Source organism: Flagellimonas rhodophyticola, assembly GCF_049332665.1.
Lineage (GTDB): Bacteria > Bacteroidota > Bacteroidia > Flavobacteriales > Flavobacteriaceae > Flagellimonas.
Genome location: NZ_CP186326.1, coordinates 1,046,069 through 1,068,593, shown reverse-complemented (window position 1 = coordinate 1,068,593; position 22,525 = coordinate 1,046,069). Strand labels below are relative to the sequence as shown.

Below are 22,525 nucleotides of genomic sequence, written 5' to 3'. Positions count from 1 at the left end.
ACAAAAATATTTTAATCTGTTATAATTTTTATAACAATATAGAATTGCTTATTATTTATATATTTGAATTATATAAGTAGATTAATGGAACCTGCAAGGGGTAAATTAGGGGATATTGTACAGCATTGCATTTATGAAATAGCTACAGGAAAATGGACTGCTCAACAAAAATTACCGTCAGTTAGGGAAGCTGAAATTATTTGGGGCGTTAATCGCCTTACCGTGTTAGCAGCCTATCGGGAATTGGAAAAGATTGGGCTGGTCGAATCCAAAGATAGAAGTGGTTATTATGTTATTGATAATGGCGAAAACGATGTTTTTGATATTGGCTTGAACAAACTCTATGGTAAGCTTAAAAACATGATTGCCAAACATACAGACCTTAATCTAAACTATGCCCTTCGTTATTTTGGCGCCCTGGCGATTTCGGAATCTAAGTCAAATCCCATTTATGCCTTTCTAGAATGTACAGATCATCAGGCTGAAGGCCACACCAAAGAAATATTTCAAAAATTGAATGTCCCAATACACCCTGTTTGTCTTCATGATGACAGGTCGTTAATTCCCGATATACCTAAAAGTGTTGAAATACTTATGACCACGGGATTTCATATAAGAGAAGTCAACCGTATTGGAAAAAAACTGAAGAAAAAAGTCATAAATATTCCTATTGAAGTTGACCCAAATTTTTTAAAAAGCACAAAAACTACTATCGAAAAAATGATCTTGGTGGAGCTGGAAAATAACATGTCATCAAATATTTTGAACGATGTAAAAAAGCTAGTGGGAGAGGTTAAGTTGGAAGAAAAGCTTATAAGTAATATTGACGAAGAGCTTCTTAAGTTAGTTAAAGATCCTACCAACCAATTGATATTATTATCGCCAAGAGTTTGGGGTCAAGCTTCGCCTACAATAAAAAGAGATAAAAGAATAAAATTAATACGTTTTAGAATATCTGATGCTTCGTGGAAAGTAATCGCCCAAACATTAAAAATTCCGCTGCATACGTCAAAGTATAACTCTATTAATATCAATTAATAGTTCACTGCTAGCTCCTCCATATTAGAATCAAAGCAGTATACAAATAGTCTTAGGCTTCCTCAGGAGCAAGTTCCACTTCTAAGCCCTCAAGTTCAGGAGTGATGTGAAGTTGACAACCTAATCGACTGTTGTCCTCTACAAAAAAAGCTTCTGCCAACATCGCCTCCTCATCATCCGACTTTTCAGGGAGTTGGTGGTCAGATTTTACATAACATTGACATGAGGCACACATGGCCATACCTCCGCAAATTCCGATAGTACCTTCTGGGGCCAATTCGTAGGACCGAACCACTTCCATAAGGTTCATGTTCATATCCGTTGGCGCATCTATTTCGTGTTGCACACCATCACGGTCTGTTATCTTTATCTTTATATCTGACATGCTTATTCTATACTTTTTACTACAGCTTTGGGGGCCTCCTTTTTACTACCATCAAAACCGGTAACTCCACCAACCGTGGTATACTTCATTACATATTTCTTATCCGGATAGATTCTTTGATAAGCACTTTGACACATCAAAGTGGCTTCATGGAACCCACATAAAATCAGTTTTAACTTTCCGGGATAGGTGTTTACATCACCAATGGCATAAATACCCGGAATATTGGTTTGATAATCCAAAGTGTTGTCCACTTTTATGGCATTTTTTTCAATTTCCAGTCCCCAATCGGCAATCGGGCCCAATTTAGGTGAAAGTCCAAAAAGCGGAATAAAATAATCTACCTCTAGATCAATTTCTTCAGAATTATCGGTTTTTCTAACAATTACTTTTTGAAGATGATCTTGACCTTGGAGGTCTATTACTTCAGCGGGGGTTATTAAATTGATTTTTCCCTGGTTTTTTAATTGCTGTACTTTTTCTACAGAATCCAGGGCACCCCGAAATTCATTGCGTCTATGCACTAGCGTAACCTCTGAAGCTAATTCAGCCAAGAATATAGACCAATCCAAAGCGGAATCTCCACCACCTGCAATAACTACTTTTTTGTCGCGATATACTTCAGGTTCCTTAATCATATAGGCTACACCCTTATCCTCAAACTTGGCAAGGTTTTCCAACTGAGGTTTTCTAGGCTCGAAACTACCAAGTCCTCCTGCTATTGCAACAATTGGAGCATTATGCTGAGTACCTTTATTTGTAGTGACCAGAAATGTGTCATCATCCAATTTTTCAATTTTCTCGGCACGCTCACCCAAAGTGAACCCGGGTTGAAATGGCTTTATTTGTTCCATTAAATTATCAACCAGCTCGCCGGCCAAGACTTCTGGAAATCCGGGAATATCATAAATCGGTTTCTTGGGATAAATTTCCGAGCACTGCCCTCCGGGTTGGGGCAAAGCATCTATCAAATGACATTTGAGTTGCAAAAGACCTGCTTCAAAAACAGCAAAAAGACCCGTAGGCCCTGCTCCAATAATCAAGATATCGGTTTTAATCATTCAGAATCGTATTTGGATATCTGCGCAACTTAAGATTTGTAACAGGAAAGATTTATGATTTTTATCAGCCTAACTTACATTGATAACTTCTTCAATCTGGGGCACATACTTTTTAATGGTCATTTCCACCCCACTTTTTAGGGTCATTTGGTTGACACTACACCCTATGCAATTACCTTCCAGCTTCACTTTTACGGAGCTGTCATTATCTATTGAAATCAACGAAATATCTCCTCCATCGCTTTGAAGAAATGGTCTTATTTCATCCAAAGCTTTTTCAACATTGTTTTTAATCTCTTCTGATGTCATGCTCATTTCTTTTTAACGGCAGCACAACCTGCCATTGTTGTAATTTTTATTGCTTCGGTTGGTGGCAGATCGGTATTCCTTCTAACCAACTCTTGCACCACATTTTTGGTCAATTCCTCAAATGCTTCTTCAATAGGTGTAGCAGTCTGTAATGCTGCTGGTCTCCCTATATCTCCTGCTTCCCGAATGCTCTGCACCAATGGGATTTCACCTAAAAATGGTGTATCCAAATCCTCTGCTAAGTTTTTGGCCCCATCCTTTCCAAAGATATGGTATTTGTTGTTAGGCAATTCCGCTGGTGTAAAGTAAGCCATGTTTTCCACAATTCCCAGCACTGGAACACTAATAGATTCTTGCTGGAACATAGCCACTCCTTTTCGTGCATCGGCCAACGCAATTTCTTGCGGGGTACTTACTACAACGGCCCCGGTAACGGGTAAAGATTGCATGATACTCAAGTGGATATCCCCAGTTCCTGGAGGCAAATCCAATAAAAGAAAGTCCAGTTCTCCCCAATGGGCATCAAAAATCATCTGGTTCAGCGCTTTAGAAGCCATAGGTCCTCTCCATATCACCGCTTGATTAGGTTGGGTAAAAAATCCAATGGACAAAAGCTTTACGCCATAATTTTCCACCGGTTTCATTTTGGACTTACCATTAACATTTACCGAAAGTGGTTTTTCCAAAGCAACATCGAACATAATGGGCATAGAAGGCCCATAAATATCCGTATCCAATAAGCCTACCCTAAAGCCCATTTTTGCCAATGTGACTGCAAGGTTTGCTGTAACAGTAGATTTCCCTACACCTCCTTTACCGGAGGCTACAGCAATAATATTTTGAATTCCGGGAATCGGATTTCCTTTGATTTGATTGACCTTGGGTTTGGCGGGCGCATCAACCTTAAGGTTGACCTTTATCTTGGCTTTTTCGTAAACCTCTCTGTGTATGATCTTTAAAATTTCAACCTCGGTCTTCTTTTTGGCTTGTAAACTTGGGTTTTTTATGGTCACATCCACCTCAACTTCATCACCAAACACTTGAACATTAGTCACCGCACCGCTCTCCACCAAATTTTGGCCTTCTCCGGGAGCGGAAATGTTTTCCAATGCTTTAAGAATATCTGCTTTATTCAGCTTCATCAATCCTATTTTTATTGCAGTCGTTTAAACTTATTCTAAATTACAAAGATACGGCTTGCCCTTTATATGAAGAAGTTTGAGCATTGAAAATGAAGATGATGGGATTGGGTATGACTATGGTTGAAAGATGGAGGATTGAAAGGTAAAGGGTAAAAGGTGACGGATAAAAGGTTTGGGCGAGAGATGGTTCATCGAACATTATTCACTTTAAAGCAGTTCTTTCCCGGGGTCCCAAAAATGCTTTTGAAAGTCTACAATTTGATTATCCTCCACTTCGATGCCCTCGTTTTCCAAAAGCTGCTGCATTAAACTGGTTCCGTCAAAATGATGCTTGCCAGTAAGCACGCCTTTTCTATTGACCACTCTATGGGCCGGAACGTCCTTTGCTGCTGAATTGTTCATCGCCCAACCCACCATTCGGGCACTTCTTGCCGCGCCTAAATATTTAGCAATTGCCCCGTAGGAAGTCACCTTTCCAAACGGAATGAGTTTAGCCACCTCATAGACCTTATCGAAAAAATTTCCTTCTTCCATATTAATCAGTAACAAATGCGAATAAGGGTTATTATCAAAAGCACCAGCATTAGGGCACTCAAAATATAGTTTGAGTTTTTCGAAAAACGATGTGTTTTTGTCTCCAGTTTATTGAAATAGAAAGCATACAGATACATAACCAAAAAAGTGCCAGAACCAGCTGCGAGAATAAATATCACCTCATCCAAAACTGTATAATTCATGAATCCCTGAGAGTGAAATACCGTATTTAATCCACTGTAATAGGGTATGGTCAATAAATTTAAAGCAGCAAGAAAAATCCCTTTGGAGAAGCTATCAAACTTTTTCCCTTTTTGAAACTCAACCGGACGATCACCTTGTTTTCTGGCTTTTAAAAAGAAAAAAATGGCCAATACCGTAAATACCACTAGGGCAATTTTGAACAACATCCCTATTACTTCCGGGTTTCTGGAAAGGTATTTTGCAATTCTAACGGCAATATAGGTTTGAAAGCACACCATTATCGCCACGCCAAGACCAAAAATAATTCCGTTGCCCTTTCCCTTTTCGACACTGGCCTTTGCAGCGTTCACATTTAACAACCCAGGCGGAGCCGAAGCAATAAAGGCCGCCAAAAAAGTAAAGAAGAAAAGGGCAAAAAGGTGCGTCATTGGTTAGTTAATCCTAAACCGGATATAGGTAATTGGTTTTCCTTGTTCAAGATACTGATTTTCGTAAAATGTCTGGATTTCCAGAACTTCTGGTGGACTTCCTGCATTTTTATAAACATCGTGGTTCGAATATAAGATATCATGTCCTTGCCCTTGTAACAATCCAAGAGTGTATCCATGCATGTATTCACTATCGGTTTTAAGGTGGACTACCCCATTGGGCTTTAAAATGTGCTTGTATTTCTGAAGAAATATCGGATTGGTAAGTCGGTGTTTTGTTCGTTTATATTTTATCTGGGGGTCAGGAAATGTTATCCAAATCTCATCCACTTCATTTTCATCAAAAAGAAGATCGATCAACTCGATTTGGGTTCGTAGAAAGCCAACGTTTTCCAAGTTATCCTCTTGGGCGGATTTGGCTCCACGCCAAAACCGTGCGCCTTTAATATCTATCCCGATATAATTCTTATCTGAATTTCTTTGGGCAAGGCCAACCGTGTATTCGCCCTTTCCACAGCCCAATTCTAGCACAATCGGCTGTGCTTTTTCAAAGAAAGTATTCCACTTCCCCTTGAATTCAAATCCAGAGATTATATCGTCCCGCGTGGGTTGAATGACATTCGAAAATGTCTCGTTCTCTTTAAATCGTTTTAGTTTGTTCTTACTTCCCACTTCTATTTTCTAATCTAAGCTAAAACTTAATGTTTTGGCAAAACTAAGGAAATCCGGAAGCAATTTTGGTATTGCTCCTATGAAGAAATATTCTTTGCCTTTTCTAATGTAAAAGAGAATTCTGAGCCTATTCCCTCTTCACTTTCCACGTAAATCTTTTCTTCATGGGCCTCAATGATATGCTTAACAATTGAAAGTCCAAGTCCCGAACCTCCTTCACTTCTGCTTCCGCTTTGATCAACCCGGTAAAAGCGTTCAAAAAGTCTGGGAATGTGTTGTTTGGGTATTCCATAACCATTGTCGGTGACCCTAATGATTACTTTGTTTTTAATCAGATTTTCGACACTTACCTCGGTAGTACCATTGGGATGCCCGTACTTTATGGAATTCACCAAAAGATTACTCACCAATTGTTGGATTTTTTCTTTGTCGGCATAGACATAAATTGGGGCATACTCCATGTCAAATGTGAGCATAATATCTTTCTGTGCAGCTTTCATCTCCAATAAATCGAAAACATTCTGAATAAGCTCAATAATGTCAAAATCTACCCGGTCAAGTTTCAATTCACCTACTTCAAGCTTGGTAATTAGGTCTAGGTCCTTTACTATATAAATTAATCGCTCTACTCCCTTATTGGCGCGTGTAAGATATTTTTCCCTAATTTTTTTATCGTTCATTGCTCCGTCCAATAGTGTAAGTATATAGCCTTGCACAGTGAACAATGGGGTTTTAAGCTCATGTGAAACGTTGCCTAAAAAGTCTTTTCGATATTCTTCCCTAATTTTCAGGGTATCTATTTCTATCTTCTTTCCTTCGGCAAACTTTTCTATTTCTAGAATCAACGACTTCATGTCCGTGGTAATCGGTTTGGAAGAGAAGGATGAAGATTCAAGAAGAGAAACGTCATCATATATTTTTTTTACCCTTCTGTAGATAAATCGTTCTACACGTATTTGGATAATACCAAAGGAAACAACGAAACAGATCAATGCGCAGGCCAGCACCATCAGCCAATCAAGTTGGCTTTTATAATTCAGAAAAACAATGCAAAATCCAGTAAGAAAAAAAGTAATCAGTGATGATGACTTTAAGGCAAACTTGTAGGATTTCCTTAATTGAACAGCCATTATAGGACAAACTTATACCCTACGCCCTTTATGGTTTTAAAGTGATGGTCTCCGATTTTTTCCCGTAGTTTTCGAATATGGACGTCTATGGTACGACCCCCAACGACTACTTCGTTGCCCCATACCTTGTCCATAATCACTTCTCTCTTAAAAACTTTGCTAGGCTTGGACGTAAGTAAGGCCAGTAGCTCAAATTCTTTTCTGGGCAGCGTGATCTCTACCCCATCATTTACAATCTTATATTCTTCTCTATTGATAACAATACTTCCAACTTTTACAATATCCTCCGTATCCTTGCTATCTTCCTTCAACCTTCTTAGAAGCGCCTTAACCTTGCTTAACAATACTTTAGGCTTAATGGGTTTGGTAATATAGTCATCAGCACCTGCATCAAAACCGGCTACTTGTGAATAATCCTCGCCACGGGCCGTAAGAAACGTGACAATGGTATTTTCCAATCCTGGGGTCCTGCGGATAATCTCACAGGCTTCAATACCGTCCATTTCCGGCATCATAACATCCAGAATAATCAAATGAGGATTCTTTTTCTTTGCTTTGGCAACAGCTTCCACCCCATTCTTGGCGGTGTACACTTGATAGCCTTCAGCAGATAAATTGTAACTCACTATCTCCAGAATATCCGGCTCATCATCAACAAGTAAAATCTTAATGTCCTTAGTTTCCATAGGATGGTTTTATTATGATTGGTCACCAAATGTAAAGATAATACTATAACAACATTAATGCTTAACATTCATTTAATGTCATAACATTATTGTAACAGTTTTCAAATAAACACTTAACCTGCCGATAACATCGCTTTTACAGCACCTGTCTTTCTTTGCCCCGAATTCAAAATCCAACAGAGTACTGTATGAAAACTTATTTAATACTTGTCTTTTCCTTATTTACCCTAGCTAGTATTGCTCAAGAAAATGGCAGTATTGTGGGTAAGTTGACCGATAAGGAACTTAACAATGACCCGCTTGCTTTTGCCAATGTATTGATTAAAGGAACAACCCAAGGAACAACCTCAGATTTTGATGGATTGTTTGAAATAGCTGATGTTGAACCTGGAACTTATACTTTGGTAATTAGCTTCTTGGGTTACGAAACATTGGAAGTTCCCAATGTAGTAGTCGAACTTGACAAGATTACCGAAGTAAATGCCGGCTTAGGTGCAAGTAGTGTTGGTTTGGATGAAGTTGTGGTAACCACTACAGCTAGAAAAGATTCAGAGGTTGCCTTACTTCTTCAGCAGAAAAGGGCCCTAGTGATCCAAGAAGCTATCAGCGCCGAGGCACTTACCTTAAAAGGTATTGACGATGCTGCTTCTGCAGTAGCTCAAATCTCGGGTATATCAAAGCAACAGGGGTCAAGTAATGTTTATGTAAGAGGTCTTGGCGATCGCTACCAAAACACTACTATGAATGGTTTATCCCTACCATCGAATGACGTAAACAAAAAGAACGTCGACTTGGATTTGTTTGCTTCCAGTATTATTGAAAATGTGTCCGTTAGTAAGGCATACAGTCCTTCATTTTACGGAGATTTTGCTGCTGGTAATGTAAATATCGATTCAAAAGAATATACCGGTGATGGTTATTTGGAAGTTTCACTTGGAAGTGGTTTTAACAGTAATGCATCCGGAGAAGATTTTGTACGAAGTGAAGGGCCAAGTAATTTCGGTTTCTATAATAGGTATGACAATGACCCATTTGCCATTGTTCTTTCACATGGTGTAGATCCTCAAGAAGCTTGGAGCCCGGTCAATATTTCCGGAGCCATTGAAGGAGGTTATTCTTTTAATTTCAATAACGATGAATCTAGGTTAAGTTTCTTTGGAGCGGCAAGCTTTGGAAATGGATATGAGTTACTTGAAGGTCCTGCCCGTGACTTTACCAACGTTTTAAAGGTTGACTTTCCAAACGTACAAGAGTTCAATTACAGTACAACTACAACCGCCCTCGGAAATGTCACTTACAAAATCAACAATGAGCATAAACTGAAATACAGTTCACTTTTCATCAATAGTTCTTCCGATGCAGTTGGTTTTTACGGTGTAAACGGACAGGGAACCAACAGGGATGCTATCATTACCACTGATGAAGGGTTTTATGTCATGAACGTACAGTTTAATCAAGACATGATTTTTGTGAACCAGTTGACTGGTCAGCACGTATTCAGCGAAAAACTTTCTTTGGATTGGGGAACTGGTTTCAATAAGGTGTTTTCTGATGAACCTGACAGAAAGAGAATCACTTTGGAGAACTATCAATTTGCATTGGACAACGATACATCCACAAATCCGGTTTTCTATACCAACATCCCTTTCGACAATCAACGATTCTTTCAAAGCATTGAAGATGATGAATTGAATAGTTTCTTAAATCTGGGGTATCAAGCTTCTGAGAAAGTCAAGTTCAATTTTGGTTATAATGGTAGAAGAAAGGAAAGAAGGTTTAACAGTATCCGCTATGGATATGAAATTCAGGACAGGGACAACACTCCAATCACCGATGTAAACAACTTCAACACCATTTTTGATGTGAACAATATCAACATTCCAAATGGTGAAGGGCTTTGGGACCTACTTGTCTTAAATCCAATCAGCAACGAGATTGGAAACCGAAATAGACCAGGACTTCCGGAAAACACTTACAAGGGTAATTTAAATATACATGCGGTTTATGCAGCAGCGGAAATCGCGCTTAGTGAAAAATTAGGAATAGTCCCTGGTATACGCTTGGAATCTTTCAGTCAAAAAGTTGGTTATGATGTAATCAACATTAGAGCGGATGATCCCGGAAACAGGAGTGTTTATGAAAACATCTTTTTACCAAGTTTAAACCTTAGATATGCGTTGAATGACAACTCAAACCTAAGATTTGGATTCAGTAAAACGGCATCTTTCCCAGAATTCAAAGAGGTTGCTCCCTTTGTATATGAGTCAGTAACGCAAAGGGTTGGTGGTAACCCTGACCTTTTGGGAGGATTAGACGGAAATGGCCCTACCTATTCTGACATTTTCAACTATGATGTGAAGTATGAGTGGTTTTTAGAACGCGGTGAGATAATATCCGTTGCTGCCTTTGCAAAGACCATTAAAGATCCTGTTAATAGGGTGGTTGCTGCCGATGCCACAGGAACCCAACGATACTTTAGAACAGGTGATCAAGCCGATATATATGGAGCCGAATTGGAACTAAGAAAGAATCTTTACACCGATGCTGATGACAACGCCATAGTGTCTTTGGGTTTAAATGCCGCCTATACACATACCAAACAAGATCTTGAAGATATTCCGGGCGGTGCAGAAAATACTTTTGGGACCGCATTCGATCGTGATTCAGACGAATTGGAAGGAGCTTCACCATTTATTATAAATACAGATATAAACTACAGCCCGGTATTTGGCAATTACAAGCCAAAAGCCACGGTAGCATTTTCATATTTCTCCGATCGTATCTTTTCATTAGGGTCTGGAAGTTTAGGTAACATCGTGGAAAAAGCTGTTCCTACTCTGAACTTTGTTTGGAAGAACTCTTTCGGTGAGCATTTTGAAGCAAACCTTACAGCTAAAAACATTTTAGATCCAGATGTCACCCTTGTTCGTGAAGGAACGGATCTAGGAGATATTATTATTAGAGAGTATAACCTTGGGGTTAACGTTGGGCTAACCCTTAAATATAAATTTTAAATTTTTTTTAAATACACACAGATGAAAAACAAGTTTTTATTTTTAGGTATAGCCGCTGCATTATTCATTGCTTGTGAAAGCGACGATACCTCGGACATTGTCATTAATGACAACAGTGTTACCACGACCAATAATACCACTGGAGGTGGTGAAACTCCCGGAGAGACAACAGTTAATCTTAACGGATTGTACACAGAGAATCTTACTTTGGATGCAGACATAGAGTATATCGTTACAGGTCCTGTATTGATGGCTGACGGTACTACTTTAACAATACCTGCTGGTATGACCATTAAGGCTCAGCCCATTGGAGTAAATGCGTATATCGCAATTCAGCAAGGAGCTAGAATCAATGCTGTAGGTTCTGCTAGCGAGCCAATTATTTTTACTTCCAACGCAACTACACCTTCTTCAGGTGATTGGGGAGGTTTGGTTCTTTGTGGTAGAGCTCCAATTAACTCAACTCCTGATGGATCAGATGACATCGCTACTTCAGAAGTTGGTGCATTAGGCTTTGGAGGAAACATTCCAACTGATAATTCAGGAAATGTAGAATACGTAAGAATCGAATATGCCGGAGGAGCAATTGATGGAAACGCAGAGTTGAATGGTCTATCTGTTTATGGCGTTGGAACCGGAACTACTATTGACTACGTTCAAATTTTTGAAGGATCTGACGATGGTTTCGAATTTTTTGGAGGAACAGTAAATGCAAGCCATTTGGTTGTTGTGAATGCTGAAGATGATTCTATCGACTGGACAGAAGGATATACGGGGTCATTGACCGATGTATATGTTCAGCATGGAACTTCGCATGACAAAGCTTTTGAATGTGATGGATTCAACACTGATTTTAGCAATGAGGCAGGTTATTTTTCTGCACCAACCGTTACCAATGTAACTATTGTAGGAGCTAACGATGCAAGTGAGGCAATTAGACTTAGAGCTGGAACCAGATTTACATTTACCAACATTGTAATCAACGATTTTGATGAAGGGTTTGATTTGGACGATGCTGATACCGGAGCAGGTGTTGTGGCAGATGATTCAAACATAATTGATGTGACCTTCAACAATGTGACCACTACCTTGAAAAATGACACTGGAGCGGCTTTTATTGAGGCAGATGTGATTTCAGGTGTTGGAAACGGAACAGGAACAGATATTGCCACATGGGGCGCCGGATGGGCCAGAGGCATTAACTAAAGAAAAAACAATTCAACAAAAAAAGCCCTGCAATGCGGGGCTTTTCTTTTACCGTTCATCGAAAAATGTAGCTTTTTTCCGCCTCTAAAGTCCTCTCAGTCTGCAAATTAATTATATTTGTGGCATAACCTTTGCAACCAAATCTTTTATGAAGCAACTTTACTTCGTCTTTTTCTTTTGTATCTGTTCTCTGGCTTTTTCCCAAAATGCCCAGAAGAATGCAGATATTGACGGGTTTAAGTTGTATCCTAATCCGGTTACTTATGGAAAGGTCTACATTGAGACCAATCTAAACGCTCCCAAACAAATTTTAATTTTTGATGTGCTTGGAACACAGGTACTTCAAACAACTATATTGGGCAAAGAACTTAATCTTTCTGACCTCGATAAGGGTGTTTATATTCTTCGTGTTTTTGAAAACAACAAAGTAGCAACTAGAAAGCTTATTGTCAAGTAGTTACTATTTTATCCATTTCATCGACGAAATACCTCTTTTTTCTTCTTTACCTACATAATTCTTTGTTTCACAACATTTTGTAGCCAAAAAAGCAAGGTTTATCTACTTTTATGATGCTATACCCCAAATCAGCATTCATGAAGAAAATCTACTTTCTATTCATTATGGCATTACCTATTTTCAGTTTTGGTCAAGAATTGGTCAGTGTTAATACTGGGCAAAAGCAAGAACTCAAGGGTTTCAAAATGTACCCCAACCCAGCTTATGGTGATGAAGTGTATGTGACCACAGCTTCCAACGGAGCCAAGGAGATTAAAATTTATGATGTCTTTGGTGAAATAGTGTTGACAGACAAAATTTCTACCAATACTTTAAACATAACAAGATTAGTACCCGGCGTTTACGTACTCCAGGTAACTGAACAAGAAAAAACCATGACCAGAAAGCTGGTCGTCAAATAAAAAAATTGCTGTAAAAAAGGCCTTTCCGCGGAAAGGCCTTTTTATTTTTGGGTACTTTTATCCCTTCATGGACAACAAGAGTATCCAACAGATTTTCTCCATATCCAATCAAGCTCAATTTGAAGAGTTGACTCTACAAGTCTTTGCGTTTCAATTTCAAAACAATCCAGTTTACAAAAGGTATTGCGAATACCTACAGAAAGCTCCTGAGAATGTTCACCAGGTGATGGACATTCCATTTCTTCCTATTGAGTTTTTTAAAAGTCATAAAGTAATTTCCTCCAACAAAGTCCCTCAAGCAGTCTTTGAAAGCAGCGGAACCACTTCTGAGAATACAAGCAAGCATTTTGTAACCGATTTGGAAGTATACCAACAAAGCTTTCTGAAAGGATTCACCAACTTCTATGGTCCAGTGGAAGATTATTGCATTTTAGCTTTGTTGCCTTCCTATTTAGAACGGGAAGGTTCTTCTTTAATCTGTATGGTCAATAACCTAATTCAACAATCCAAACATTCTGACAGTGGTTTTTATCTCAATAATTTAAACGACTTGAATCAAAAATTGATTCAACTGCAAGACAAAGGAATCAAATGCTTACTTGTTGGCGTTTCTTTTGCATTGTTGGATTTGGCAGAGCAATTTCCAATGGACTTATCCCATACGATTGTAATGGAGACTGGGGGAATGAAAGGCCGCAGAAGAGAATTGATTCGAGAGGAGCTCCATAGCATTCTTAAAACCGCGTTCCATGTTCCAAAAATTCATTCGGAATACGGTATGACCGAGTTACTTTCCCAAGCCTATTCGCAAGGTGATGGATCATTTCAATACCCTCCCTGGATGAAAATCATAATTCGAGATACCGAAGATCCACTTGGCATTCAACCATATGGTAAAACTGGTGGTATCAATGTAATAGATTTGGCCAATGTAAATTCCTGTTCCTTTATTGCCACACAAGATTTGGGTAAAGTTCACCCTACCGGAACATTTGAAGTTTTGGGCAGGTTTGATAATTCAGATATAAGGGGTTGTAATCTTTTGGCGATTTAAGCAACACACTACCTGCTACTTTCAATCCATACAAGGATAAGCACATATTATATATTCTTCAATTGTTCTATTGGTATTTTACATATCTTTTAAAGATAAATAACCAAACCAAAACCATTATGGATAGAAATGCATTCTTAAAAAGAAGCGCACTTTCGGCTGCAGCACTTGCATCACTGCCTTCATTCGCTCATTATTCTTCGAAAAAAGACAAGATTGGAAATTCTCTGAAACCAAAGATTGTTCGAAATGATGAAGGAAAAAAAGTAAATGTTATTGGAGACCAACAAACTTTTAAACTAACTGGTACAGACACCAATGGTATGTTTACCTTAATCGAAGAAGTAAACCCTCCTGGTACTATGATTCCTCCTCATGTTCATACAAACGAAGATGAAATATTCAAAGTCCTTGAAGGTGAGCTTGAAGTTACCGTTGGCGATGAAACCACAGTTTTAAAGGCCGGTGACCTTGCCTTTGCGCCTAAAAACATTCCTCATACATGGAAGGTAATAGGTGATCAGCCTTGCAAAACCATTTTAAGTGTTTTCCCATCTGGACTGGAACTTATGTTTGAAGAATTAGGTAAGCTTCCTCCCGGCCCACCGGATTTTGCCAAAGTCAGTGAAATTTGTGGTCGCTACGGAATCAGCTTTATCGCTTAATAAGCTGATAATTTAATTTTTTATATAGAAATACGAGACTTCATCGTCGGCAATATTGGGATTGTCAACAAAATTTAATGTTAACGTATTTCCTGTGATTTCATAAGTGTAACGTCTACCTTCTATTTCGATAACTGACCCATTATCTGTATACGAATAGGTCCCCGAAGCCGCTATAAAAGAACTATCTGCCGAGTTGCTTATGGTCACAGTTCCACCTGAGGTGTTGAAGGTTATGGTGTGTGCCGAAAAGTCAAAGTCATCACCAAAAAAACAAAAACAGGCGACATCATTAAGTATCCATTGCTCATCAAGTTCTGGATTGACAATATTATCATCCGAAGAACAAGCGGCAACGAATATGAGAATAAGAGCCCTCAACAGGAAGCTAATTTTCTTCATTTTTCTTGAGATTGATTCAACTTATAGACGAGAAGTTCGTTAAAGAGTTGCGCATAGAATCCTAAATACTGTTTGTTTATCCAAAAAGAGATTCCATGAACGAGATTAACTACATTTCAATATTATTTATCCTATTTTTATGACAGAAGCAATATAACACTTGGATACAATTCCTTTTGAATACTTGCCTTTAATTTGACCTATTAAACCCAGTAACTAAACCGACCAACTTTCCGTATATGAAGTTTAAAATATTGCTGTTATTCATTTTCCTGTATTCTCCCTTTTCCAATGCGCAAAAAACAGTAGATATAAGACCCCCTTCCAATTGGGTGAACAAAGTAGACTATTCTGATGAAACTTCAGGAATTGCCGAGGGTAGCTCTCAATATCTACTTATAGACTTCCAGGATAATATCGCAAGTCAAGAACGATATTCACATTATGTAATCAAAATTTTAAATGCAGATGGGGTTCAGGATATGTCTGATGTAACCCTAAATTATGATCCCGCATTTCAAGAGCTTACCGTTCATTCTGTCAATTTGATAAGGAACGGAAAAACCATTAACAAGCTCAAAGAGAACAAGTTCAACGTAATTCAACGAGAAACGAGCAAAGAACGTTACCTATATGATGGCTCTTTAACAGCTGTTATGAACCTATCTGATGTTCGGGCAGGTGATATCATCGAATATGCTTATACCAAAAAAGGGTTTAATCCCATTAATAAAGGAAATTTTTCATCTACCTATTATCAACAATACACCCTTCCGGTTGATCGATTGTATAGTCGCTTGGTCAATGGAACATCCAAAGAAATCAACTTAAAGCTTTTAGATGATGCCCTGGAGCCTAAAATTTCTGACTCCCCTTTTGGCAAAGAATATCTCTGGGATTCTTCAGGCATAGACAGAATACTCTATGATACCAATGTCCCCAGTTGGATAAACACACAAAAAAGAGTGTCCATTTCGACCTTTAAGAATTGGAATGAAATAGTAAATCTAATTAGCCCACTATATCAGATAAGAAATAATAAGGCCACTTTACCCAGTGAAGTGCTGGAAGGAAAACAATCTCTTGATGATAAAGTTTTGGCTCTAATCCGTTTTGTTCAAGACGATGTGAGGTATCTTGGGTTCGAGTCTGGTATTGGTGCCTATAAGCCCAATGCACCTTCCTCCGTGATTTCGCAACGATTTGGAGACTGTAAAGATAAATCTCTATTGCTGGTGGACTTGCTCCGTCAGCAGGGTGTTTCGGCCTATCCCTTTTTGGTGAACACCTATTTACGGCAAGAAATAAAAAAAATAACTCCCAGTCTAGGTTCTTTTGATCACTGCATTGTAAACTTCACCTATGAAGGAAAAGATTACTTTGTTGACCCAACTATCTCAAATCAAGGTGGCAACCTTAAATACCTGATTTTTCCAAAATATGGTAGTGGGCTCCGCATTAAAAACGGCGAACAATCCCTTATAGAGATTCCCGAAACCGAAAGTCCATCCATTGATATTTCAGAGACTATAGAAATAGACTCTATAGGAGGTGGAGCCTCTTTTATTGTGGAAACAACATACACGGGTGCCAAAGCCGATTATACAAGAAGCTATTTCAACAACAATACACAAGAGAGCATCAATAATGAGTATCTCAATTTTTATAGTGAACTATACCCTTCGATTACATCTGCAGGTAAAATCAGTTTTACAGATGATTCCAAATCTTATGATAACAGGGTCACTGTAAAGGAATCGTACTATATCGAAGATTTCTGGTCCAAATCCCTAGAAAACGAATCTTTGATCTATTGTGAAACCTATCCTTTGGTTTTAGAAAGTTTAATCAATTATACAAAATCAGCTAAAAGGGAAATGCCTTATTACTTAGGTTCTCCGTATGATTTTAAGCAAATGACCACTATAAAATTACCTGAAGCCTGGTCCGCAAGCAACGAAGATTTTGAATTGGATGAACCTAGTTTTCTCTATAATAATGAATCCTTTGCGATGGGAAATACAATTGTAGTGGCCCATAATTACAAATTAAAGAAGGAAGTTTTAGAAGCGGATGCGGTGCCCGAATTTTTAAAAAAACACGACGAAATATTTGGACAGCTTAATTATCAATTGACACATTTGGACACCTCAGCCACAAGTGAAGGGCCAAGTTGGACAGCTATTATCATAACAATATTGGCATTGCTATTGGGCGGGTTCATGTTTTGGAAACTCTATGTCAAATACAATCCAAAGCCCCATGAAACCTGCCAGCAAATGAGTATTGGCGGATGGTTGGTATTACCCGCCATCGGTCTCACCATATCTCCCTTCGTCATGCTTTTTCAAATTTTTCAAGAAGACTATTTTAGCAACGTATTTTGGGTTGGAATAGAAAATGCTGTTATAGAAAATCCAGGAGTGCTTTCCTTTATTGTCGGTGCAGAGTTGTTATACAATTTTGTGTTTCTCATATTCACCATATTGCTCATTGTACTTTTTTATACCAAACGAACCAACTTACCAAAACTCATTATTGTATTTTATGCGCTGAGTTTTCTAGTCCCTTTTTTAGAATCCTTGGCCTTGAATGCTCTTTACCCAGATCTGTTTTCCATAAGTGATCCGTCAGAATTTAAAGATATTGCCAAGAGTTTTGTAGGCGCTGCTATTTGGATACCATATTTCTTGATTTCCACCAGGGTGAAGAAGACTTTTTGTAAAACTTATAATGGAATTGAAAACTAACTTATAACGAGCACAAAATAGTTCTTCTTGCCACGTTGAAGTAAAACAAACTTATTATTGATAAGGTCGTTTTCAGTGATTTGGTAGTCCTCTTTTACTTTCTGTTTGTTTACCGAAATGGAATTTTGCTTCAATTCTCTACGGGCCTCCCCATTTGAGCCTAGAAAACCGGTTTTGGCAGCCAAAGCTCCTATCATATCCAGACCATTAGAAATATCTTCCTTTGATACTTCAGCTTGAGGCACTCCTTCAAAAACATCCAAAAAGGTTTTCTCATCCAACTGCTTTAGGTCATCGGATGTTGACTTTCCAAATAGGATGCTACTAGCCTTAATAGCATTATCCAAATCAGACTTGGAATGAACCATAGTTGTGATTTCCTCAGCAAGTCGTTTTTGAAGTAATCGTTGATGTGGGGCTTCTTTATGTTCGAAAACCAACCTGTCAATCTCTTGCTGCGTTAAAAAGGTAAAAATCTTGATGTATTTTTCAGCGTCTTCATCGGAAGTATTCAACCAATATTGATAAAATTTATAGGGCGAAGTACGTTCTGAATCCAACCACACATTTCCGCCTTCCGTTTTACCAAATTTTGTGCCATCAGCCTTTGTAATCAATGGACAGGTTAAGGCAAAACCTTTACCTCCACCTATTCTTCTAATCAGCTCAGTTCCTGTAGTAATATTACCCCACTGATCACTACCTCCCATTTGAAGTGTACAATTGTGGTTCTGATATAGGTGTAAAAAATCATATCCCTGAACCAACTGATAGGTGAATTCTGTGAACGACATCCCTTCTTTGGCATCAGAGGAAAGGCGTTTTTTTACAGAATCTTTGGCCATCATATAGTTGACCGTGATATGTTTTCCGACATCCCTAATAAAATCCAAGAACGAAAAATTCTTCATCCAGTCATAGTTATTGACTAAAACGGCAGCGTTCGGTTCATCACTTTCAAAATCTAGAAAACGACTTAGTTGTTCCTTTAAAGCTTCTTGGTTGTGGCGAAGTGTTTTTTCATCTAAGAGGTTGCGTTCCGCTGACTTTCCTGAAGGGTCCCCTATCATACCGGTAGCCCCTCCTACCAAAGCAAAGGGCTTGTGGCCGGCCAATTGAAAATGCCTGAGCATCATCACGCTAACCAAATGTCCAATGTGCAATGAATCTGCCGTAGGGTCAATTCCCACATATGCAGCTTGCATTTCCTCCATAAGATGTTCCTCCGCACCTGGCATAACATCATGAATCATTCCTCTCCACTTTAGCTCTTGAACAAAATTCTTCACCATCAAAATCTTTTAGATAGCTGCAAATATAAAATGAAGTTCTTACATCGCTGAATAATTCCAATACAATTGGGTACTTTTATCCAATGATTTTGGTAACCGGAGGTACAGGTTTAATAGGTTCGCATTTGCTCTTCCATCTAGCAAAAAATGATAAAAGTGTAAAAGCCAGCTATCGAAACAAAAAATCCATTGACAAGGTTTTAGAGATTTTTGGATATTATTCCAACAATTCCGAAGCACTATTCCAAAAAATATCTTGGGTTAAGGCAGATATTACGGACATAAGCTCCTTGATGCCCATATTTGCGGATGTGGATTATGTTTATCACTGTGCAGCGCTAATTTCATTTAATCCAAAAGACTATCAGGCCCTTGTAAAAACCAATATAGAAGGCACCGCCAACATTGTTAATCTTTGTTTGGAACACAATGTGAAAAAGCTTTGTTACGTAAGCACAATAGCCGCCATCGGACCAAGTATCAAAGGGCAGATTACGGATGAAGAAAATGAATGGAACGAATCCTGTGTCTCAGTTTACGGCCTCACCAAACACGATGCAGAACTTGAGGTTTGGCGCGGGTCGCAGGAAGGACTTTCAGTAGTAGCAGTGAATCCAGGGGTAGTTCTTGGTCCAGGTTTTTGGCATTCCGGAAGCGGAACATTTTTCAAATATGTATCAAAAGAGAAAAAGAATTACTTTCCGGGAGGGACAGGTTTTGTTTCCATTAATGATGTCACCAACGCCATGATTTCCCTAATGAACTCCGATGTTGTAAGGGAGCGATTCATTTTGGTCAGTGGAAATCTTTCTTTTCGCGTACTTTTTCAAAAAATAGCTTCAAGTTTGAACGTAAAGGCTCCGACCAAACCCCTTCCATTTTGGTTATTGGAAGTCCTCTGGCGAATTGATTGGTTGCGAAGCAACTGGTTCGGAAAGAGAAGAAAACTTACCAAAAACATGGTTAAAGGGCTGTATCAGCAGGAAACTTACAGCAACAATAAAATCAAGAAGGCTATCGATTTTCAGTTTGAAAACTTAGACGAAACCATTGCTTTTTGTTGTGAAAAATTTAAGGCTTAGAGGTTTTGTCCCCTGCTGCGTCTACAATGGAATCCCTTTTCTTTTCCTGGGCCTTTCTAACACTATCGTTTCGTTTCTGGACAATATGTTCCAAGTCGGCTGATTCTTTCTCCAACAACGCCTCCACTTTTTCATAAATGGATTGGTATTCCAGCGGTAATGAGGCATAATAAAGATCACTCTTTGCAAATTGAGCACTATCAATGTCATGCTGCTGATATAGAAAATCCATAATTCTTATGTCATGGAGCTCCAAGGCAGCCTTATAGGAAGATTTGGTAGCATTGAGCAAAGCCAAATCATGTAATATAGTGACCATCTTTTCCTTTGGAATAAGGTTTTCCGGTTCTTCCACAACTTTTTCATTGCAAGAGAACAATCCTAAAACCAAAAAGAATATAATGAACCGCTTCATATTTTATCTATCAAAGGTGAGTCGTTTTGCATGCCTCTCCTCAGAAAAGTTTCCGAGTTCATACGCTAAATGACCATTGACAAAAGTACGCACCACTTCCGAGCCAAAAGTAACACCTTCAAAGGGCGACCAACCGCATTTATACAAAATATTAGCTTTTTTAACTTCGTTTTGGGTGTTTCGTTTCACCTGGACCAAATCTGCATAGTATCCTTCCTTGATATATCCACGTCTATCCAAATCAAATAACTTAGCCGGATTATGGCACATTTTCTCCACAATTTTCTCAAGGGAAATAATTCCTTCCTCCTCTTTTTGGAGCATAGCTAAAAGCGCATGCTGAACCAATGGACCACCTGAAGGTGCTTTTGTATATGGATTGTTTTTTTCATCCACGGTATGCGGTGCATGATCGGTGGCAATCACATCGATTCTGTCATCTAAAAGTGCATCCCAAAGTTTTTCGCGGTCGGTTTTTGTTTTTACCGCCGGATTCCACTTGATCAAAGTACCTTTTTTTGCATAATCTTCATCAGAGAACCAAAGGTGATGTATACATACTTCCGAGGTAATCTTTTTTTCTTCCAATGGAATTTCGTTGGTAAACAAGTCAGTCTCGATACCCGTTGAAAGATGAAATACATGTAATCTTGCCCCGGTTTTTTTGGCCAAGGCAATCGCCTTTGACGATGACAAATAACAGGCTTCTTCGCTTCTAATAATAGGATGCAGTTCTACTGGGATATCATCCCCATACTTTTCCTGATATTTTGCCAAATTCGTTCTTATGGTTGATTCATCTTCACAATGCGTGGAAATAACCATTTCGGTATTCTTGAAGATTTTTTCAAGTACTTCTTCATTATCAACCAACATATTGCCGGTAGAAGAACCCAAAAACAACTTTACCCCAGAGCATGCATTTTTATCCAATTTTTTTAGTTCTTCCAAATTATCATTGGTTCCACCAAACAAAAAAGAATAGTTCGCGAAAGAACTCTTGGAAGCTATGGAATGCTTTTCCTCCAATTTTTCAATAGTGGTGGTCTGAGGATTCGTGTTGGGCTGCTCCATAAAAGTGGTGATTCCACCAGCTATCGCAGCTCGACTTTCGGAAGCAATATTACCTTTATGGGTAAGCCCTGGTTCCCTAAAGTGTACTTGATCATCGATAACTCCTGGCAACAAAAGATTTCCTTCCAAATCAATTGTTTTTGCATGCGCATCGGATATGTTGTTATCTAATTTGGCTATAAAATCACCATCTAGCAGTATATCAGTTTCAAAGATTTTATTCTCGTTAACTACTGTGGCGTTTTTTAAGAGGGTCTTCGGCATTATAAAAAACTCTTTTTGAAAAATATACTTCTAAACTTCATTGCAATTACACCAAATATGGCTTCACGGATAATTGCAGAATTCATTTTTGATTTTCCATTGATTCTATCCGTGAAAATGATGGAAACCTCATCAATCCTAAAGCCTTTGAGGTGTGCCCGGTATTTCATTTCAATTTGAAACGCATAGCCAATAAAACGGACCGCGTCCAAATTAATGGCTTCCAAAACTTTTCTATTATAACAGATGAAGCCTGCGGTGGGGTCGTGAACCCGCATGCCCGTGATGATCTTTACATAAAATGATGCCCCATAAGACAGCAATATTCTAAATAAGGGCCAGTTAACGACGTTCACACCCTTTTTATACCTGGATCCAACGGCAACATCGGCTCCATTTAGACAGGCGCGATGTAGCCGTGATAAATCGGCTGGGCGATGCGAAAAATCTGCATCCATTTCAAAGATGTATTCATAATCTCGCTGCAATGCCCATTTAAAACCATGAATGTATGCCGTTCCTAAACCGGATTTCTCCTTTCGCACCTCAAGAAAAAGGCGATCAGAAAATTGGTCTTGTAACTTTCGAACATTTTCGGCGGTACCATCAGGAGAATTATCATCCACAACGAGTACGTGAAAGTCCTTTTTTAAATCAAAAACTGTTTTGATAATAGCCTCAATGTTCTCAATTTCATTGAAAGTCGGTATAATCACCAGGCCGTCTGCCATCCGTTAAAGATTAGAAGCGCTAAAATACGGTTTTCTCTTTTGTCTATTGTCGTTACTCTATGCTTTAAT

Annotated in this window: 23 protein-coding genes; 9 read left to right on the top strand and 14 right to left on the bottom strand. The window is 38.7% G+C overall.

Annotated elements, in window-relative coordinates:
- Positions 1–84: 84 nt before the first annotated feature.
- Entirely contained in the window at positions 85–1,038 is a 954-nt protein-coding gene (locus tag ACOKFG_RS04925; RefSeq protein ID WP_422861944.1) for a GntR family transcriptional regulator, read from the top strand.
- A 52-nt stretch (positions 1,039–1,090) separates the two neighbouring features.
- Here the strand turns inward: ACOKFG_RS04925 and ACOKFG_RS04920 are convergent, their stop codons facing one another.
- The 9 genes from ACOKFG_RS04920 to ACOKFG_RS04880 all read right to left on the bottom strand — a co-directional run bounded on the left by ACOKFG_RS04920 (position 1,091) and on the right by ACOKFG_RS04880 (position 7,589).
- Positions 1,091–1,423: a 2Fe-2S iron-sulfur cluster-binding protein gene (locus ACOKFG_RS04920; RefSeq protein ID WP_298793453.1), complete on the bottom strand. Its 333-nt coding sequence runs from the start codon at positions 1,421–1,423 to the stop codon at positions 1,091–1,093.
- Between the two features lie 2 nt (positions 1,424–1,425).
- Positions 1,426–2,484 carry an NAD(P)/FAD-dependent oxidoreductase gene (locus ACOKFG_RS04915; protein WP_298793452.1) on the bottom strand — a complete coding sequence of 353 codons (1,059 nt, stop codon included), beginning with the start codon at positions 2,482–2,484 and terminating at the stop codon, positions 1,426–1,428.
- Positions 2,485–2,553: 69 nt separating this feature from the next.
- Positions 2,554–2,793 carry a NifU family protein gene (locus ACOKFG_RS04910; RefSeq protein ID WP_298793451.1) on the bottom strand — a complete coding sequence of 80 codons (240 nt, stop codon included), beginning with the start codon at positions 2,791–2,793 and terminating at the stop codon, positions 2,554–2,556.
- 2 nt (positions 2,794–2,795) lie between these two features.
- A complete protein-coding gene (locus tag ACOKFG_RS04905) occupies positions 2,796–3,935 on the bottom strand; it encodes an Mrp/NBP35 family ATP-binding protein (RefSeq protein ID WP_299486622.1) in 1,140 nt (379 codons plus the stop codon).
- A gap of 207 nt (positions 3,936–4,142) precedes the next feature.
- Positions 4,143–4,469, bottom strand: a complete 327-nt coding sequence (locus tag ACOKFG_RS04900) for an MGMT family protein (protein ID WP_298793449.1) — start codon at positions 4,467–4,469, stop codon at positions 4,143–4,145.
- Between the two features lie 5 nt (positions 4,470–4,474).
- The gene (locus tag ACOKFG_RS04895) at positions 4,475–5,101 is read right to left on the bottom strand and encodes a LysE family transporter (protein ID WP_298793448.1); all 627 of its coding nucleotides are present in this window, start codon (positions 5,099–5,101) and stop codon (positions 4,475–4,477) included.
- Positions 5,102–5,104: 3 nt separating this feature from the next.
- Entirely contained in the window at positions 5,105–5,773 is a 669-nt protein-coding gene (gene trmB / locus ACOKFG_RS04890) for a tRNA (guanosine(46)-N7)-methyltransferase TrmB (protein WP_422861943.1), read from the bottom strand.
- 77 nt (positions 5,774–5,850) lie between these two features.
- Positions 5,851–6,903: a sensor histidine kinase gene (locus tag ACOKFG_RS04885; protein WP_422861942.1), complete on the bottom strand. Its 1,053-nt coding sequence runs from the start codon at positions 6,901–6,903 to the stop codon at positions 5,851–5,853.
- Positions 6,903–7,589 carry a response regulator transcription factor gene (locus tag ACOKFG_RS04880; RefSeq protein WP_299486630.1) on the bottom strand — a complete coding sequence of 229 codons (687 nt, stop codon included), beginning with the start codon at positions 7,587–7,589 and terminating at the stop codon, positions 6,903–6,905. The genes ACOKFG_RS04885 and ACOKFG_RS04880 overlap by 1 nt, the downstream gene beginning before the upstream one ends.
- 188 nt (positions 7,590–7,777) lie before the next feature.
- Here ACOKFG_RS04880 and ACOKFG_RS04875 point away from each other — a divergent pair, with 188 nt between their 5' ends.
- From ACOKFG_RS04875 to ACOKFG_RS04850, 6 genes are all read left to right on the top strand, one after another.
- Entirely contained in the window at positions 7,778–10,603 is a 2,826-nt protein-coding gene (locus ACOKFG_RS04875; protein WP_422861941.1) for a TonB-dependent receptor domain-containing protein, read from the top strand.
- 21 nt (positions 10,604–10,624) lie between these two features.
- Positions 10,625–11,809, top strand: a complete 1,185-nt coding sequence (locus ACOKFG_RS04870; RefSeq protein WP_422861940.1) for a multidrug transporter — start codon at positions 10,625–10,627, stop codon at positions 11,807–11,809.
- A 148-nt stretch (positions 11,810–11,957) separates the two neighbouring features.
- On the top strand, positions 11,958–12,266 hold the full coding sequence (locus ACOKFG_RS04865) for a T9SS type A sorting domain-containing protein (protein ID WP_422861939.1): 309 nt from the start codon (positions 11,958–11,960) through the stop codon (positions 12,264–12,266).
- 137 nt (positions 12,267–12,403) lie between these two features.
- On the top strand, positions 12,404–12,727 hold the full coding sequence (locus ACOKFG_RS04860; RefSeq protein ID WP_298793441.1) for a T9SS type A sorting domain-containing protein: 324 nt from the start codon (positions 12,404–12,406) through the stop codon (positions 12,725–12,727).
- A 67-nt stretch (positions 12,728–12,794) separates the two neighbouring features.
- Entirely contained in the window at positions 12,795–13,781 is a 987-nt protein-coding gene (locus tag ACOKFG_RS04855) for an acyl transferase (RefSeq protein ID WP_299486635.1), read from the top strand.
- Between the two features lie 119 nt (positions 13,782–13,900).
- Entirely contained in the window at positions 13,901–14,446 is a 546-nt protein-coding gene (locus ACOKFG_RS04850) for a cupin domain-containing protein (RefSeq protein WP_299486636.1), read from the top strand.
- 12 nt (positions 14,447–14,458) lie between these two features.
- Here the strand turns inward: ACOKFG_RS04850 and ACOKFG_RS04845 are convergent, their stop codons facing one another.
- On the bottom strand, positions 14,459–14,848 hold the full coding sequence (locus ACOKFG_RS04845) for a hypothetical protein (RefSeq protein ID WP_299486637.1): 390 nt from the start codon (positions 14,846–14,848) through the stop codon (positions 14,459–14,461).
- A 239-nt stretch (positions 14,849–15,087) separates the two neighbouring features.
- On the opposite strand from ACOKFG_RS04845, the gene ACOKFG_RS04840 reads away from it, so the two are divergent.
- Positions 15,088–17,598: a DUF3857 domain-containing protein gene (locus ACOKFG_RS04840; protein WP_422861938.1), complete on the top strand. Its 2,511-nt coding sequence runs from the start codon at positions 15,088–15,090 to the stop codon at positions 17,596–17,598.
- Here the strand turns inward: ACOKFG_RS04840 and tyrS are convergent.
- The gene (gene tyrS / locus ACOKFG_RS04835; RefSeq protein ID WP_299486639.1) at positions 17,595–18,890 is read right to left on the bottom strand and encodes a tyrosine--tRNA ligase; all 1,296 of its coding nucleotides are present in this window, start codon (positions 18,888–18,890) and stop codon (positions 17,595–17,597) included. The two genes, ACOKFG_RS04840 and tyrS, sit on opposite strands and share 4 nt — an antisense overlap.
- An 83-nt stretch (positions 18,891–18,973) precedes the next feature.
- Here tyrS and ACOKFG_RS04830 point away from each other — a divergent pair, with 83 nt between their 5' ends.
- The gene (locus ACOKFG_RS04830; RefSeq protein ID WP_422861937.1) at positions 18,974–19,972 is read left to right on the top strand and encodes an NAD-dependent epimerase/dehydratase family protein; all 999 of its coding nucleotides are present in this window, start codon (positions 18,974–18,976) and stop codon (positions 19,970–19,972) included.
- Here the strand turns inward: ACOKFG_RS04830 and ACOKFG_RS04825 are convergent.
- The 3 genes from ACOKFG_RS04825 to ACOKFG_RS04815 are packed head-to-tail and all read right to left on the bottom strand — an operon-like array spanning position 19,962 to position 22,456.
- Entirely contained in the window at positions 19,962–20,387 is a 426-nt protein-coding gene (locus ACOKFG_RS04825; protein ID WP_298793434.1) for a DUF4296 domain-containing protein, read from the bottom strand. The genes ACOKFG_RS04830 and ACOKFG_RS04825 overlap by 11 nt on opposite strands.
- A gap of 3 nt (positions 20,388–20,390) precedes the next feature.
- Positions 20,391–21,725: a dihydroorotase gene (locus ACOKFG_RS04820; protein WP_298793433.1), complete on the bottom strand. Its 1,335-nt coding sequence runs from the start codon at positions 21,723–21,725 to the stop codon at positions 20,391–20,393.
- Positions 21,725–22,456: a polyprenol monophosphomannose synthase gene (locus tag ACOKFG_RS04815; RefSeq protein WP_298793432.1), complete on the bottom strand. Its 732-nt coding sequence runs from the start codon at positions 22,454–22,456 to the stop codon at positions 21,725–21,727. The genes ACOKFG_RS04820 and ACOKFG_RS04815 overlap by 1 nt, the downstream gene beginning before the upstream one ends.
- Positions 22,457–22,525 lie beyond the last annotated feature (69 nt).